This window comes from Marinoscillum furvescens DSM 4134 (assembly GCF_003386095.1).
Lineage (GTDB): Bacteria > Bacteroidota > Bacteroidia > Cytophagales > Cyclobacteriaceae > Marinoscillum > Marinoscillum furvescens.
The window spans coordinates 134,940-152,887 of record NZ_QREG01000006.1 but is presented as its reverse complement, the minus strand read 5'-3'; the positions used below and the strand labels follow the sequence as shown (position 1 = coordinate 152,887).

Genomic DNA, 17,948 nt, shown 5'->3' with positions numbered 1-17,948 from the left:
TGGCTGTTTAGATTGATAGAAGTGAGACGTTGTTTTTGGATAATACTTATTTGCTCCACAATGCTGCCTCGTTTGGGTGCAGCACAGGAGTTGTTCGATGCTTTTAATAAATCATTCACCAATATCAATGTAGAAGACGGGCTTTCTAATAACCTGGTATATGGATTTGCTCAGGATTCCATCGGATTTATGTGGGTGGCTACAGCAGATGGACTGTGCAGGTATGGTGGCAATGAGTTTAAAGTCTTTCGGCATGATATCAATGATCCCAACTCGATCATCAGCAACAACCTCAACGATGTATTGTATGAAGCCAATAGCAATCGCATTTGGATAAGTACCAGTTTGGGGTTGGAAATTTTGGATCTGGAAACCATGAGGTTTTCGCGGCTGGATTCCATAGCAGGAGTGAAGCTCAGTCATGCCAGCGTGGCAATCACCCAAAACAGTAAAGGAGATGTAGCTGTAGCATTTAGCAATAGTGCACTTCTGGTCTACGACGGGGAATCCTACAATTATTACAAGCCCGAGCGAACTGGCTCCTCGAATGCGATGTATATCTCCTACATGGGAGATACATCGGTCTGTGTGGTGCAGCACGGAGGACATTTGCTCATACACCATCTTAACGACAGAACCACAGAACGCATTTTTATCGGAGACGATATTGTGTTAAACAAGCCAAGCTGCTACCTCAATCGACTTACGCTGGGCACTAATCTTGGTTTGTATGTTTTTGATGCTGAAAAGCGACAATTTGAACCAACTGACAATGCCTACCTGAATGAAACGGACATAGTAGCTTCGTATTTGGACAAAGAGGGACACTTGTGGATAGGTACTCGTGAAGAAGGCCTTGCGATTAGTAAAACCCCTGTGGAAGACTTTGGCCCGGATCTGCAGTTTGATTATTACACTCCACGCTCAGACGGGTCCAGTGTATTTAGTAAAACCATTCAGACTTTTTTCGAAGATGAAGAGGGAGCTATATGGATGGGTACGTGGAGTTCAGGTATAAATTACGTAGGTCCAAAAAGGGCTTCTATTCGACTCATAGACGGTAACCCACGGGCTAAAGTTCACTTTAGTCATCAGCGTGTCTGGGGGCTGGATTACGCAGATGATATACTCTGGATAGGCACAGATGGCGGTGGTCTCAATAGCCTCAATATCAAAACTGGCGAGGTGCAACGAGGGGTGTTAAGCAGGTTTGGGATGTCGGATGATCTGGCGGTGCTCTCTATACACCAAACGGCCGATGATGTGCTTTGGGTCGGTACATACAAAGAAGGCTTAATCCGCCTAAACCTGAAAACAGGTGCCAGACGTGTTTATCAGCGAAATAAGGAGCACCGAAACACCATTAACAGGAATGACGTAAGGTTGATTTTTGAAGACTCCAGAGGAAGATTGTTTATTGGTACCAATGGAGGAGGGTTGCAGATTTATGATGCAGTTTTTGAACGCTTCTTTTCCATAGATGAGTTTAGAGGCATGGATGTCCGATCGATATGTGAAGATCAGAACGGTGGCTATTGGATTTCTGGCTATAGTGAGACCTTTTTCTATTACCATCCAGAAAACCGTGAGTTTACTAAAATAGATGCCAACATCATTCGAGAGTTTAAGGGCAACAAGATATCCAGTATCAGGCTATGGGGAGACCATCTCTACATCGGCACAAGGTATAATGGGCTGGTGAAGTTTAATACCCTCGATTCCACTTATGTGATCTACGATGAAAATGAAGGTCTAATCAATAATAGTATTCGAGCATTGGAGTTTGATGAAGCGGGTGAGCTGTGGATAGCTACGGATAGAGGGATTAGCGTTTTTAATGTAACCGATAAGCTTTTTCAAAATTTTGGCTCGTCCTATAATGTACAAAAAGGCGAGTTTAATGTGGGGTCTGTGGCCAGGCTCCCAAACGGCCGGTTAGCCTTCGGGGGTACGCGTGGACTAAATATTGTAGATACGGAAAACCTAAAAGCCAATACCACCAATCAAAAGCCACTGCTTACCGACATCCTCATATTGGGTAACTCCATTACCGACCTGGAAGGTCGAAAATCTCCTTTATTTGCTCAGGGGCCTGTAGTACTGCCATATGATCACAACGTACTTACGTTTGAGTTTGAAACTCTCAACTATCCCGTGGCTGCCAAGCAAATGCTTCATTACACTTTAGAGGGCAGTGATCAGCAGTGGAACGTGGCACGTGGAGCGGACGCCATCACTTATGGCAACCTAAGTCCTGGAGAATATACTTTTCGTATCGCTAAGACCATGGATGGCTCCAAAGTAGATGTAAAGCGTGTAGAGTTGGTTATCGAGCCACCTATATGGCAAACCAAAACGGCCATAATCCTTTACATAATTGTAGGACTTGGTCTGCTGCTGCTCTTTGTCTGGTATTATACTTCACAAATTCAGCTGAGAAGTTCGCTGGTGTATGAAAAGAAAATTCGCTTTCAGGAGCATAAGCTCAATCAGGAGCGCATCAGGTTTTTTACCAACTTTTCGCATGAGCTGCGTACACCACTTACATTGATTATTGGGCCGCTCAAAAGCCTGATCATCCGGGCTAAGGATGATGAGGTGAGAGAAGGTCTCAAGCTGATACAGCGCAATGCACTTTCACTGAGTAACCTGATCAACAAGATGCTGGAGTTTAGGAAAGCCGAAGTTGGGAATTTCAAGTTGCAGGTGAGTAAGTACGATATTGTAGAAGTGCTGGACTCGATTATCAGCAATTACCGTGATTTGGCCAAGTTTAGAAACGTCACCCTCTTATTTGAAAAGCCCGATCAGGAACTGGCGCTATGGGTGGATGCCGAAAAGCTCGAAATCGTCATGAATAACCTGTTTTCTAATGCCTTTAAATACACCCCCACTGGTGGACGCATTACCGTTTCACTTACCGAAGCATCAGATCAGGTGACCGTTTCAGTCAAAGACACGGGACCGGGGATACCAAAGGATTCTATCAAGACGATTTTTCAGTGGTACTACCAGGCCTACGATTCCAAAAGTGTGTCAGGAACAGGTATAGGTCTGGCACTCACGAAAAAAATCGTGGAACTTCATGGAGGTGTGATCAAGGTTCGTAACCTCAAAAATGAAGGCGCTGATTTTTACTTTTCATTACCCAAAGGGAAAGAGCATCTCGGGCAGATGGAGTTTGTGGAGCAGCGCCCGCTTACGCTGGAAATACCAGAATACCCTGCTACTCAGGAAACTGACGAACTATCTGATCAGGTAGTAGATCCGAATGATAAGCGTGAACGCCTGCTCATCGTAGATGACAATGAAGATATCGTCAGCTACCTCAAGCAAGTGCTGGAAAACAAATATGTAGTGTATGTAGCCACCAATGGGGAAAAAGGTATCGCACTAGCCATGGAGGAGATTCCAGACCTTATTGTTTCGGATGTGATGATGCCGGTAAAAACAGGCATAGACCTGTGCAAGGCATTGAAAAATGACTCCAGGACAAGTCATATCCCGATTATTCTGCTTACTGCCAAGCACTCTACCGAAGATACTATATTGGGTTATTCAGAAGGGGCAGATAGTTACATGGTGAAGCCATTCGACGAGGAACTGCTGCTTTCAAGGGTTGATAACTTGCTCAAAAGCCGGGTAGTGCTCAAGTCTTACTTTTTGGGACAAGCTGATAGTGAGGAAGCTGAGACCAGCGAAGACCAAAAGAAAGAAGACTCTCGCGTGCAGGTGGAGATGGAATTTCTACAAAAAATTGAGGAAGTCATCTTCAAAGAGCGCCTGGAAACCGGAAAAGACATAGGTGTATATGAGCTGGCTCGTGAACTAGGCTTTAGCCGGGCATCGCTGTATCGTAAGCTCAAATCCGTCACAGGGCTATCGATCAATGAGTTTATCAGAAAGCTGAAGTTGAAGAAAGCCGAAGAGCTCATTTCCAGTGGTAAGATGAATGTGAGTGAGGCAGCCTTCTTTGTAGGCTTCAATGATGTGAAATATTTCCGAAGCATTTTCAAGAAGGAGTTTAACCGTCTGCCATCGGATGTGAAAATGGATGCACCCAAAAGATTATTATAAAAACTTACTATAAAATCCCATTTTCTTGAGTTAAATGGGGTTTTGAACAATACTCGCACCGTCTATTAGCAATCTACCCCCTTAGTTCGGGATTGGATTCTCGCATATTTGTCTCGTTATGAATTCGCTTTTTGGCGACTAATCGTAACACCAATCTAATTACGAAGATCTTATCATTTGAATGTAACAGAAACCTATTATGAAACACCTATTTACATTTTGCCTGATTACACTCCTGGCGCTGGCTGAGAGTGTGGCACAAGAGTATGAAAACCTGCAGAGCATATCTGCTGAGTATGGAACACTTACAGCTTTGACTTCTACAGCTGATTCGGTGACCAGTGATGGTCGTCGTGGTGGAGCCAAAAACTACAGCGGACGTCAGGCCATTTCTTATGGTGGTAAGTACTACTTTACCGCTCATAATGACGCTACTGGCGATGAGCTTTGGGTAACTGACGGTACACGTGAGGGAACTAAAATGGTAAAAGACATCAATCCTGGAGCAGCGAGCTCACTTCCTGCAAACCTTGTAGGAGTGGGAGGGTCAGTATACTTTACTGCTACCACCGAAGCGGAAGGTACAGAGCTTTGGGTAACCGATGGTACAGAAGCAGGTACATCGCTGCTCATAGACCTCAACGAAGGAGCTGCTAGTTCTGAACCTAGTGCGATTACACCATTTAAAAATGGATTCCTTTTCGCAGCAGTGGATGCAAGCTCGTCAGATTATGGAGATGGTAAGACCAGACAGCACTTGTGGTTTTCTAATGGTACGCCAGAAGGCACCAAGAGAATGTCTGCGGATAACAAAGAAGGGGTGCAGCCCAAGACTACAGGTCTCGACGGAGAAGAAACCTACAGCCCAATTCAGGTGATTGGTGATACACTTGCCATTTTTGGAGGAACTTCTGATCGTGTAGTTGGAATGGATGGAGAGACAGAGCTCATCGTGGGAGAAGAAATTTGGGTGACCAATGGTACTCCTGAGCCATGGGGTACTAAAATGCTCGTGGATATCAACCCTCCTACTGACAACTCCAACATCCAGTGGATACTGGCGGTGAATGAGAAACAAGTAATTTTCAGAGCTAAAACGCCTGGCAAATGGGCGGGCAAGCCTGAGCTTACAACGCTCGATAACGAGTACTGGGTAACTGACGGTACTACGAAAGGTACCTACCTGCTTCAGGATGCTGCTGATGCCCCTGGGTCGGAGGCAAATACCACAGCAAATTCGGGAAGTGCTAACCCAATCGTATTTGATGGTAAGGTATACTACCGAGGAAATGCAGGTAAGGGTACGGAATTGATGCGAATGAATGGCCTGAAAGGCACTGGCGATGAGCTTGAAATGGCCTTTGACATTGCTCCATTTGATACGCAGGAGCGTCAGTCGTTTCCAGATGACTTTTTCGTTTTTGATGGAAAACTCTTTTTTAAAGTGAATTTTGGCTCGAGAGCTGAAAATACCAACCCACGATCTGGACAAGAACTGGGTATGTACAATCCGGAAACAGATAGTGTAGAGTTGGTTGCAGATGTTTTTCCTGGAGCAGGTACCAGCTCATTCCCTAGAAACAAAACAGTGGTAAATGGCAGAATGTATTTCACAGCCAATACTGGAAACAACCAAAGTAGCTATGATATCTGGGCATTGGACGTGGTAGGTGATGGTAAAGATCCTCAGGTGCCTGAATTGGACAACTTGTCTAAAAAGTCTGAATACCTGATTTATAAAGTTTTTGACGATGTAGATGGGTTCAACAGAGTGTTGCCTACCGATTTGAGAGAACTTAACGGAAACCTGATTTTCAGAACAATTTCAGGTACCCTTGCCGTATTTGATGACGGGCTTGAAAAAACCGGCGAATATCAGGACCCTAAAGCAGTAGGGCCTGCGGTAGAGATTGGTGCCAATGCACATTTGAATGCTGCACCTATGGCGTCTTTTACCAGTCCTGAAAACGGTGCTACACTGATAGAAGGAGCTACTGTGCCCCTGGCTGTGGCACTCAACGATGCAGAAGGTGATGCCATCTCTAAGGTAGAATACTATACTGGAGACTACTACAACTCCTGGGTACAGGTAGGAGTAGCTACCGAGGGTGAGTTTACCTTCAACTGGGAAAATATACCTGCAGGTGCAGAAGGGGAGCCTACACGCATCACGGCTGTGGCTTATGATGCCAACGACTCTTCATTCTCTATGCCTATAGATGTACTGGTGATAGGAAATACGCCTCCATCGGTAGAGATGACTCTTCCAAATGACAATACCACTTTGTTGATTGGTGAATCTGTGGAGATTGCTGCTACAGCAAGTGACGAGTTGGACGGCCTGGTAGTAGAGTTCTACAACGGAGATGAGCTGCTTTTCAAAGACGAAGAAGCACCTTTTGGATTTGAGTGGGATGGCCTCACAGTGGAAGGCACTGCAGTGATCAAAGCAGTAGCTACTGATATTCAGGGCGCGTCTAGTGAGTCCGAGACACGAACCGTAATCTACGAAAAGCTGGTACTTTCCAATGAATTGGCCAAAGGCATGATCGTGTATCCAAACCCTGTGACAAGTGGGTTTGTAAATATCAGTAACGATAGAAATGAAGTGGTCATGATCTCTTTGATTGATATGGCTGGCAGAACAGTACTTCAGACAGAGCTTACAGAAGGTGTGAACTCACTGCCTGTACAGCATCTGGAAAAAGGTATTTATTCAGTGTCTACACGTAATGTAGCAGGTGAGATTCTTGGACATAGCAAGCTGATCATCAAATAAATCACGGATAGATTTTCAACCAACAAGCCGCCCTTCGGGGTGGCTTGTTTTCATCCTTTTCAATTTTTGACAAGTTAGTTGTATGCAGTTAAAGGCACTAAACTTATATTTTCTTTTAGCCTTCATGGCGTTGTTGGGATATGCCCAGGATGCGGAGAGCTATACGTTGAAGGGTAAAATAATTGATCCCGATATCAATGAAGGGCTGCCAGGAGCTACGATTATGGTAGAAGGCACCACCACAGGCACCATTACGGATTTTGATGGCAACTTTAGCCTGACTGTAAAGTCAAATGACGTACTCAACGTGACATTTGTAGGCTACACACCTCAATCCATTCCTGTCAATGGGCGATCCGATATCGAAGTGATATTGCAACCAGACGTAACTGCTCTGGATGAGGTAGTGGTTACCGGGTATGGAGAAATAAGTAAAAGTGATCTAACCGGAGCGGTCAGCAGCGTAGATATCGACGAAATCAAAAATGTAGCCGTATCTGATGTATCACAAGCATTGCAAGGTAGAATAGCGGGTGTGCAGGTAACGCCAAACTCAGGATCACCTGGTGCTGGTACAGCGATTAGAATTAGAGGTGTAGGTACCATCACTGGAGATGCCTCTCCTCTCTATGTAGTAGATGGGGTGGTGGTCAATGAAATCAACTACCTCTCTCAAAACGACATAAAAAGCATTGAAATCATGAAAGATGCCAGCGTGGCATCACTCTATGGATCACGAGCAGCCAATGGTGTAGTGGTGATCCAGACAAAACAGGGTAGTGCAGGTGATGTGAAAATCAACGTAACCTCACAATACGGACTGCAAAACCTGTGGAATGAACCGGATCTGATGAACACCAGTGAGTTTTTCCAGCTGAAGGGACTGGCTAACGGTGGTAGTCCGGAAGTAATGGGAAACCTGCTGACTAACCTGGAAACAGCAGAAGACAATGACTGGCTCGACCTGATCACTCGAACAGGTACCCGACAGCAACATAGCCTTTCCTTCTCAGGAGGAACAGAAAGAATGACTTACAGACTTTCCTCTAATTTTTTCAACGAAAAAGGAATAGTCATCAACAGTGACTTTACTCGAATAAATGTACTGAGTGACCTCACGTTTGACATTACAGATAATATTAACCTGAGGGCAAACGTACTCTACAGCAATGCTAAGAGAAATGTACAGGACACGGAATCTAAGTATAGCCTTTTTAGAAGAGTGGTGATAGACTCACCAGACAAGGAGCTGGTGGATGAAGATGGTTTTTTAAACAATACCCCATTGCTGAAGGCCAAAGACAATGTGGACGAACGTGGAATTCACAACTTACAAACAAAGTTCTTCTTTAATTACAAAATCTCACCTGAATTGAAGTTCACCTCTCGTTTTGGTATGGACCAAAACCGAGTAGACCGTCACCAGTTTTCTAAGCCAGGGACAGCTGTGGAGCAGACATTGAGCCCTAATTCCTTTGCAGCGGTCACCGAGACTTCTACACTAACTAATAAAGTGCTTTGGGAGCAAGTGCTTTCTTTCAATAAAAAAATCAGTGGAAACAACCTGTCACTCACAGGTGCATTTTCAATGGAGCGCCAGGAAAAACAGAACGTGGTAGCGAAAGGCTCTAGTCCATTGGGTAGAGATGAGTCTACTGCATACCTCAGCAATGCTTTCCGGTCGCTAAACGTAAACGGTGCCACTACAGCATGGAGTCAAATGGGAGTTGTTTTTCGCTCCAATTATAGTATTCAGGGTAAATACGTCTTTCAGGCAAACCTTCGATCAGATGGTTCGTCTCGCTTCGCAAAAGGCAACCGCTGGGGATTCTTCCCATCGGCATCTGCCGCCTGGGTGTTTTCAGAAGACCTACTTCCTGGCAATGCAGTTTTGCAAAACGGTAAGCTCAGAGTAAGCTACGGAGTGCTGGGTAACAACCGTATTAACAACTATGAAAGCGTTACGACCTTGGGCAATGGTTCAGTTTACGCCTATGGTGCTGATGATAACTTCAACTACTACACAGGTTATGCCGCTACAGAAATCGGTAATTCGGATATTTCCTGGGAGCGTACCTACTCTTATAACCTTGGAGTTGATTTGGACCTTTATGGACATGTGTTTCTCACTACGGACGTTTTTAGGAGACATACCAAGGATATGCTCCTCAACGTACCAGTACCACAATCGATTGGGTTTTCTTCAACACCCCGACGAAACATTGGGGAGGTCATTAATGATGGTATAGAGCTTTCGGCGAGTTACCGCAATAGCATCGGTGATCTGTCGATTGACCTATCTGCTAATGGTACTTACCTCATCAATAATGTATTGGAACTTGGCGTGAACAATGATCCAGTGTATGGCGGGTACGTCAATAACGCCATCCCGGTGGTTATGGGTAACGTAACCAAAACGGTAGTGGGACGTCCGATTGGAACTTTTTATGGGCGGGTGACGGATGGACTCGACGAAAATGGAAATTTCATTTTCAAAGACCTCAACAATGACGGGAAGATCACCCTGGATGACCGCACCTACCTTGGAAGCCCTATTCCCAACGTTACCTATGGAGGTGTAATTAATCTGGGCTATAGAAACTTTGATTTTGTGGCGCAGCTTCAGGGAGTGCATGGTAACTCCGTTTTCAACGTGTTGCGTTACCATACTCATGGTTTTAATGGAACTCGTGGCCTCAGTAGCATTTTGGATGATGTATGGACCACCGATCTCAACTTTGAAGGAAGTGAAGTGCCAGCAGATATTGCGAACAAGTACCAGGGGGGTAATCAGAACCCTACTTTGCCACGGGCTATGTCTGCCAATAATGATGAAAGCTACCGACATGCCTCCGACTTTTATGTAGAAGATGCTTCATACCTAAGAGTGAAAAACGTACAGCTGGGGTACACATTTGACGATCGGGTGCTTTCTCGTCTGCAGCTCAGATCGCTGCGCCTGTATGTGTCGGCACAAAACCTACTGACATTTACCAAATACGAAGGATTTGATCCCGAAGTGGGCGGTGGAGGCGGTATTGCTGCCGGAATCGATTACGGTAGTTACCCGCAAGGGCGATTGTATTTGATTGGTGTTGATTTCAATTTATAAGATTTATGACTAAGCTATATAAACTATTCATAGTCACTTTTTTGGTCCTGAGCTCTTGTGAGTTTTTGGATGAAGAACCACTGGGTAGCCCAGTTTCTGATGAATTTTACTCTAGCCTAAACGAGGTGCAGTTGGGGGTAAATGCTATCTATGAAGTGCTCACCAATGGGACTTTTCAAAACGGTTATGCCTACATAGGAACCGGCCGTGGAGACAACATGGTGGTGGTAGAAAGCCAACGATTTACACCCACAGCCGACCTTTTTAAGTTAACAGCCAATTCTCTGGACCCTATGGTGAGCGGTTTTTGGAGTCAAAATTATCGTGGGATTTTTCGTGCCAATCAGGTGATTTCAAAAGCACGCTACATGCGTACATTTGATAGTAACAACCTGCAGAATAACCAGGAGAACTTGCGCATCATGATGGGTGAGGCGAAGTTTCTACGGGCATTTTACTACTTCAACCTGGTGCGTACCTATGGTGGGGTGCCGATTAAGCCTGAAGAACTGGTGCTGAAAGGTGATGAAGACAATTTCATCCAACCGCGTAGTTCGGTAGAGGAAGTGTATGCCTACATAGAAAAAGACCTTCGTGAAGCAGCTATTGCGCTGGATCGCAGACAGGTAGGAGGCAATGACGTATCGATCCTGGGGAAAATCACTGAGGGAGCAGCATGGTCCATGTTGCTGAAAGTACTGGTATATCAGGCTAACCCTGGAGATGGCTCTGTGAAATGGCAGCAAGCCAAAGCAGTAGGAGATCATATTGTGGCCAGAACCAACGCCGCCCTGAGTTTCCGTGAGATTCTAAATTTTGACCAGCTTTATGAAGACCCAGCAGAGCTCGAGCGCATAAAGCAAGATTTAGTGTTTGAACATCTGACCGATGAAGAGTTCTTAGATGGTAGCACGGCAGGTATGGGAGATTCCAATAACTCTTATGATCTCAACTTTCAGTATGCTTTCCTAAACCGTGAATCGGCTGACTTCTCCTCTGAAGCGATCTTTGAGGTCAATCACGTTGTACTTCCCGACAATACGGTCAACCTGAGTTCACCATTTCATACCGGAGTGGGATCTAGTAACATTTTGCAGCCTACCAAGGCTTTTGCGTCCAATTACATTTCTGACCCGCGTGCCCGCATTATGGTCATGACCAGTGGTACTACTTTGCCTGATGGTACGGTAGTGGGAAATCCCCCGTTCCCGGATAAGACAGCCTGCTACAAGTGGCACACACTCAACAATGAGCGAGCGGGAGTGAAAAACTTCACCATCATGAGGTATGCAGATGTGGTATTGCTTTATGCAGAAGCGCTCAATGAAACAGGAGATCAGCCGGGTGCTACCGAGCAACTCAACCGCATCAGAGCAAGAGCCAGAAACATTGTAAATGCAGGGGATCCACGTGTGTCATCTTCTACAGAGCCCGCTGATTATGGTCTGGCTAACTACCTGGATACCCGAAAGCGTATCTGGAATGAACGACGAATTGAGCTTTGTTTTGAGTTTGATCGTTTTTGGGATTTGGTGCGCACAGGTCAGGCGCAGAGTGCTATAGCTGCATACAATGGCGTAGTAGAGGCCGAATACCGCAAAGACTTTGTGAAAGGAGTAAGCGAAGTGCTGCCTATCCCACAAACGGAAGTGGATGCATCAGGAGGAGTAGTACTTCAAAACCCCGGCTATTAAAATATGGATTTCGTTATGACAAGAATAAAACTGTTTATACTAAGTCTGATAGTACTTGTGGGCTGTCAGCAATACGATGATGACCTGGATCCGGTAGCTTCATTTAGCCTGAGCAAAACCACCGTGAACACCTTCGAGGTGGTCAACTTAAAGAATACCGGTGCAGGAGAATTCTATACCATATATACCGGAGCAGAAGGCAGCCAATATGCGAATAGAGAGCAGGGCGATTCCGGGATACCTGGTAATCAAAACGGGGATGCCTCGTTTTCTTATACGAAACCTGGTGTTTACGAGGTAGCATTTGTGGTAAGCACCTATGCTGATGGTGAGGTAAAAGAAAGCGTTTCATTTAAGAGTGTTAGCGTACATGATACGCTGAATACGCTCTCCAAGATTTCTTTTCAGGACATAGGTGAGTACTATAGAAGTGGCAATACGAATGCTTCGTTTTATGCTGTAGAAAGCATCCCCAATGCACAAAAGGAGGTTTTGGTGCCAGTGCTCAATTACCGACACTTTGGATATCAAAACCGATCTTCGTTACCACTGGTGCCAACAATTTCGGTAGCATCTGAAGCAGCAGAGATTATCATCGAAAAAAATCAGAATTATACCAGGGGTGATCGCGTGATTCATACCAATTTTGAAGAACGCTTCCGTCCGCTTACTTACACCGTAAAACCTGCCAATGGTGAGGGCAATGATTATCTGGTTAGTGTTGTAGAAATTCCTGAATTTGAGGAATTCACCCTGAATGGAGTGGCTAGTATCAACAAGGTACATCCGTCTGATGATCAGGTCTTTTTCCTCACGGCTCCAGCGTCAGCAGGTCAGGACCTGACAAGCCTCACACCTACATTTTCATTGTTTTATCCAGCTGAAACTTCGGTTTATCATAATGGTGCAGACGTCTCTAATGGCACGGATGCGCTAGATTTTACCAATGTGGTTACGTTTCAGCTAGAGTTTGAGCAGGAAGATTATGAATCTGTTTTCCATGTAGATTCTGAGGTGCACGTAAAAGCCCTCGAAGTTCCAGGTTTCGAAAACTATGAAGTAGAAGGTGTAGCAGGAACCATCAGCCTGGAATCCGCTGGCAACCTGGCGGTATATCACATAGACGTAGAGCTTCCGGCAGATCAGATCCCCGAAGGACAAACGGCACGAACCTGGTTGCGAAGCTTAAAACCCACTTTTTCAGTGCCTGATGCAGAAGGTGTAGAGACCGTTTCCATAGAAAAAGGAGGAGTGCAGATTTCGGGTGAGACCCAAAATGACTTTAGTGCATACTACCTCGAATATGAAGAGAATCCTAATTCTTTTGATCTGGACGATCTGCGCAAAACCTATTATGTAGATAGGACCATGGACCTTCAAACCGATAGCCTGACCTACGAAAAGGCGTTCTCGTTGAGGACCATTTACAAAGTTGGAATCATTGTCAAATAATCATCGAATGCGAGCAATTAAAACGATAACACATTTTTTTATATTCGGAGCCTTAGTGGTTTTGGGCATGTGGGGTTGTAAAAGCCCCAGCAGAGTAAGCAAAAGTTCCGAGCCTCAGAAACTCAACGTGATCTATATTCTGGCAGACGATCTGGGATATGGAGACCTGGGGTGCTATGGTCAGGAGTACATCCTTACCCCAAACATTGACAGATTAGCAGCTAAAGGCGTAAAGTTTAACTACCACTACTCTGGCAGTACAGTCTGCGCACCCTCACGCTCGGCATTGCTTACAGGCTTGCATACCGGCCATACGCCCATTCGGGGCAATAAAGAGTACTTTCCGGAAGGACAAGAACCTATGCCCGATACGGTGCTCACCACTGCTAAACTTTTCAAGTCTAAAGGCTATGTGACTGGAGCATTTGGCAAGTGGGGGCTAGGATTCATAGGCACTACAGGAGATGCTACTAATCAGGGGTTCGATGAGTTTTTTGGGTACAATTGCCAGCGCGAAGCGCACCGCTATTACCCAGATCACCTGTGGCACAATCAGCAAAAAGTAGACCTACCGGGCAATGACTTAACTACCACTGAAACCTACGCCCAGGATGTGATTCATGAGAAGGCTCTGGACTTTATAGATGCCAAAAAAGACTCTGCATTTTATCTGTTTTTGCCTTATGTAGGTCCACATGCTGAGATTCTGGCACCTGAGGATTCCATTTTAGATTACTACCGGGAAGTATTTCGTGACAACCCTGGTGAGCCTTACGTAGCAAAAGAAGGTGGCGATTACGGCCCTGATATGATCATAGGTCGCTACTGCTCACAGCCAGAGCCACGTGCGCACTTTGCCGCTATGGTTACCCGTATAGATCAGTATGTAGGAGAGGTAATGGCCAAGCTGGAAGAGCATGGGTTAACTGAAAACACACTGGTTATTTTTACGAGCGATAATGGCCCCCATCAGGAAGGTGGCGCCGATCCAGACTTTTTCAATAGCAGCGGAGACCTAAGAGGTTATAAAAGAGACCTGTATGAAGGTGGTGTAAGAGTGCCATTTGTAGCGCATTTGCCAGGCAAGGTGCCTGCAGGTATTGAGTCGAACACACTGAGTGCGTTTTGGGATATGAATGCTACGTATGCAGACATGCTGGGCATCACGCTGGATGCTCCTACAGATGGTATATCTATCTGGCCTAGCATGACTGGAAAGCCCCAGAAGAATACCCATGATGTGCTCTACTGGGAGTTTCACGAGCGAGGCGGCCGACAAGCACTGAGAAAAGGCGATTTTAAACTCGTAAAGCTGCAGGTGAAAAACCCGAAAAAGACTAGACTGGAACTTTACAATGTCGTGGAGGATCCATTTGAAAAGAATGATTTGTCGGAGGAGATGCCTGCAAAAAGAGAGGAACTTCACACCCTGCTACTTGCACAACATAAGACAAATCAGACATTCCCGTTTTATCCTGAAGAGGGAAAAGACAATAGCAAACCCTATTATGTAGACTGATATTTTTGCCATGAAACGACTATTTGTACCCATCATTTTTTTGCTCGCTTGTAAGCTGACCTTTGGCCAGACTTTCAAGGAGTTCATGGATCCATCTATCGTGGGCGTAAACAAAGTGCTTCCGCATGATCGGGTGTTTGTTTTCGAACAGAACGAAAAGCTGGAGCATCTCGAGTATCCGTCTTCTGAAAATTACCAATCGCTGAATGGTCAGTGGTCTTTTAAGTGGGTGTTTAAGCCTGCAGATCGTCCACTGGACTTTTTCCGCGAAGGGTATGACTACAGTGGGTGGAATCAAATCAACGTGCCGGCTAATATGGAGCTGGAAGGTTATGGTGTGCCTATATATCTTAATCATCCTTATGAATTTACACGAAAGCCCGAACCTCCAAAGGTACCAGACCATTGGAATCCAGTAGGGTCGTACATACGTGAAATTGAGCTTGACCAACATTGGGTAAACGAGCGTACGGTTATTCATTTTGGATCAGTAAAATCCGCCATCTATCTGTGGGTAAATGGAGCCTATGTAGGGTACTCGCAAGGATCTAAAACGCCTACGGAATGGGATATTTCACATGTGCTGAAGGAAGGAAAAAACACCATTGCTTTTCAGGTATTTCGTTTTTCTGATGGTTCGTTTTTGGAGTGTCAGGATTTTTGGCGGCTTAGCGGTGTACAGCGTGACGTTTATTTGTACCGCACTCCAAAGACATTTGTGTCTGATCTCAATGTGAGGGCCGGACTGTCATCGGATTATATAAATGGGGTCTTTGATCTGGAAGTAGAGCTTGAAAACAAGAGTGAGAAAAAGACGAGTGAATCCGTAAGCGTTTCATTAAGAGCTCCGGATGGAACGGAGGTCTACAACGAGACAAAGTCATTGAATATCAAGGCAGGAGCAAACCTAAATGTGAGTTTTGCAACCGTAGTAGAAGCTTGTATGCGGTGGTCTGCGGAGGTACCAAACCTGTATGACCTTCAAATCAGCTACGGCAATGGCAAGGTGATCAAGAAAAAGATTGGCTTTCGCAGTGTAGAAATCAAGAATGCACAGATGCTTGTAAACGGGAAAGCTGTTTTGGTAAAGGGAGCTAACCGTCATGAGCATGATCCTACTACGGGACATTACCTCACCAGAGAGCTCATGGAGAAGGACGCCAAACTGATGAAATCATTGAATATCAATGCTGTACGTACCAGTCACTATCCCAACGATCCCTACTGGTATGACCTCTGTGATCAGTATGGACTGTACGTGGTGGATGAAGCTAATATAGAGTCGCATGCGCTAGGTGCGGCCAAACAACGCCCTTACGACGCTGACAAGCACATCGCCAATGATCCTGAATGGGAGTTGGCACACCTGGACCGGGTACAGCGTATGTACGAGCGCGACAAAAACCATCCGTCTGTCATTGCCTGGTCTTTAGGAAATGAATGTGGTGACGGTATCAACTTTATTAAGGCATATGACTGGCTAAAGGCTCAGGACAGTCGTCCGGTGATGTTTGAGCAGGCCAATCTAAAAACCCACACCGATATCTTTGCGCCAATGTACATGAGTCTGGATGATATGGTCAACTACGCCAAACACAACTACCACTATCGTCCGCTGATCCAGTGCGAGTACGCACATGCTATGGGCAATAGCATCGGTAACCTACAAGACTACTGGGATGCCATAGAGCAATACCCAAAACTCCAGGGCGGTTTCATTTGGGACTGGGTAGACCAGGGCATGGAGGCCTTTACGGATTCTGGAGAGCGCTATTTTGCCTATGGTGGTGATTTTGGCCCAGATACCCTTCGAAATGACAATAACTTTTGCATCAATGGTATTGTAAACCCTGATCGCAAACTGAACCCACATGCCCATGAAGTGCGGTATGTCTATCAAAATTTCAAAGCCGAACTGGTAAATGCCCAGGAAGGCAAAGTGCTGATAACAAATGAGTTTTCTTTCCGCTCATATGAGGAAATGGAGCTGGTGTGGGAGGTTGTCGCCAATGGAGCGGTTACAGAGGAGGGCATTTTGAATGTAGCTTTGGCACCAGGAGCCGCTGAGGTAATAACAGTTCCGTTTAGCAAAGAATGGCCTGCAGACAAAGAGGTTTTCCTCAACCTGCGACTCATATCTCATCAAGAAACCTTTCAATCGGGACCTGTCACCATAGCTGAGGAACAGCTGCTTTTAGAAAGTCCCCAGAAAACACAGGCTCCATTGATGAGTAAAGCAAAAGTGCGTATCAAAGAAACTGATAATCAGGTGAAAATTACATCAGGAGACTTTGAAGTAGCTTTTGACGCCAATTCTGGTGAGCTTACCAACATCCAAAAGGGTGAAAAGCAGTTTCTGGTAAGGTCACCACAGGCTGATTTTTGGCGCGTGCCTACTGATAATGACTATGGTAATAAAATGGTGGCGCGACTCGGTGTATGGAAAGATGCACATAAGAGCAAAACGCTCGACGAATTTGAAGTAACCGCTACAAGCCGAGGTACGGCTAAAGTTTCTGTTCGCTATACGATTGAGGACGTAGGTGCTTTGTTGATGCTAGACTATGAAGTAGGCGGCAATGGTGAAATCGTGCTGGATTATGCATACATCACAGCGCCCAACCGCAAATTGCCAGAAATACCACGTGTGGGTATGAATCTTGGACTTAGTGGAGACCTCAGCCAGGCAAAGTGGTACGGCCGAGGCCCTCATGAAAACTACATCGATCGAAAGCTTTCTGCCAAAGTGGGCATTTATGAAGCACCGGTAGAGGATTTGTATTTTCAGTACATCAGACCACAGGAAGGTGGCTACCGCACAGATGTACGCTGGCTAAAGCTTCGTGACCAGGAAGGCAATGGCCTGATGGTGAGTGGCTATCCTGTGTTTGCATTCAATGCGTCTTACTATGAAAAAGAAGACTTTAGTAGCACGGTGAAAAAGCAACGAACACATACCACAGACTTGCAAAAGCGCGATTATATTGTGCTCAACATAGATTACGAACAGATGGGTGTGGGAGGTGATAACTCCTGGCGAGCGCACACGCACGACGAATACAAGCTGCAATCGCAAGAGTATTACTACACCACTAGTCTGAAGTTCTACACAGCCGAAGATGAAGTAAAACCAGAAGCTGATTATGTCTATGAAGTTAAAGACTGGGCAGGGAAACCAGTGATGACTGAGTATTACGAATAAGACATTCATGCAGGGTGGCTGATCGCTGGTTTTGCAAACCTGGAGCAGTGGCCCTGTCTACATCTTATTTTTTTAAGACCAAGGTTCAGGTAGTTTACATTCAGTTCAAAACC

General features: G+C 45.4%; 7 protein-coding genes. All 7 read left to right on the top strand.

What is annotated here, in order from left to right; all coding sequences use genetic code 11:
* Positions 1-60 precede the first annotated feature (60 nt).
* The 7 genes from C7460_RS08645 to C7460_RS08615 all read left to right on the top strand — a co-directional run bounded on the left by C7460_RS08645 (position 61) and on the right by C7460_RS08615 (position 17,835).
* On the top strand, positions 61-4,077 hold the full coding sequence (locus C7460_RS08645; RefSeq protein ID WP_115867692.1) for a hybrid sensor histidine kinase/response regulator transcription factor: 4,017 nt from the start codon (positions 61-63) through the stop codon (positions 4,075-4,077).
* A 199-nt stretch (positions 4,078-4,276) separates the two neighbouring features.
* Positions 4,277-6,856, top strand: a complete 2,580-nt coding sequence (locus C7460_RS08640) for an ELWxxDGT repeat protein (RefSeq protein WP_115867691.1) — start codon at positions 4,277-4,279, stop codon at positions 6,854-6,856.
* Between the two features lie 82 nt (positions 6,857-6,938).
* Positions 6,939-9,968 (top strand): SusC/RagA family TonB-linked outer membrane protein, encoded by a 3,030-nt coding sequence (locus tag C7460_RS08635; RefSeq protein ID WP_115867690.1) that lies wholly within the window; start codon positions 6,939-6,941, stop codon positions 9,966-9,968.
* Positions 9,969-9,973: 5 nt separating this feature from the next.
* The gene (locus C7460_RS08630; protein WP_115867689.1) at positions 9,974-11,662 is read left to right on the top strand and encodes a RagB/SusD family nutrient uptake outer membrane protein; all 1,689 of its coding nucleotides are present in this window, start codon (positions 9,974-9,976) and stop codon (positions 11,660-11,662) included.
* A gap of 15 nt (positions 11,663-11,677) precedes the next feature.
* A complete protein-coding gene (locus C7460_RS08625) occupies positions 11,678-13,114 on the top strand; it encodes a hypothetical protein (RefSeq protein WP_115867688.1) in 1,437 nt (478 codons plus the stop codon).
* A gap of 7 nt (positions 13,115-13,121) precedes the next feature.
* The gene (locus C7460_RS08620; protein ID WP_245986265.1) at positions 13,122-14,633 is read left to right on the top strand and encodes an arylsulfatase; all 1,512 of its coding nucleotides are present in this window, start codon (positions 13,122-13,124) and stop codon (positions 14,631-14,633) included.
* Positions 14,634-14,643: 10 nt separating this feature from the next.
* Complete coding sequence (locus tag C7460_RS08615; RefSeq protein ID WP_115867686.1) at positions 14,644-17,835, top strand: glycoside hydrolase family 2 TIM barrel-domain containing protein; 3,192 nt, start codon at positions 14,644-14,646, stop codon at positions 17,833-17,835.
* Positions 17,836-17,948 lie beyond the last annotated feature (113 nt).

Bases quoted from the DNA above. Each gene is read 5' to 3' on its own strand.
- C7460_RS08645 (WP_115867692.1), top strand. From the start codon at position 61: ATGCTGCCTCGTTTGGGTGCAGCACAGGAGTTGTTCGATGCTTTTAAT.
- C7460_RS08640 (WP_115867691.1), top strand. From the start codon at position 4,277: ATGAAACACCTATTTACATTTTGCCTGATTACACTCCTGGCGCTGGCT.
- C7460_RS08635 (WP_115867690.1), top strand. From the start codon at position 6,939: ATGCAGTTAAAGGCACTAAACTTATATTTTCTTTTAGCCTTCATGGCG.
- C7460_RS08630 (WP_115867689.1), top strand. From the start codon at position 9,974: ATGACTAAGCTATATAAACTATTCATAGTCACTTTTTTGGTCCTGAGC.
- C7460_RS08625 (WP_115867688.1), top strand. From the start codon at position 11,678: ATGACAAGAATAAAACTGTTTATACTAAGTCTGATAGTACTTGTGGGC.
- C7460_RS08620 (WP_245986265.1), top strand. From the start codon at position 13,122: ATGCGAGCAATTAAAACGATAACACATTTTTTTATATTCGGAGCCTTA.
- C7460_RS08615 (WP_115867686.1), top strand. From the start codon at position 14,644: ATGAAACGACTATTTGTACCCATCATTTTTTTGCTCGCTTGTAAGCTG.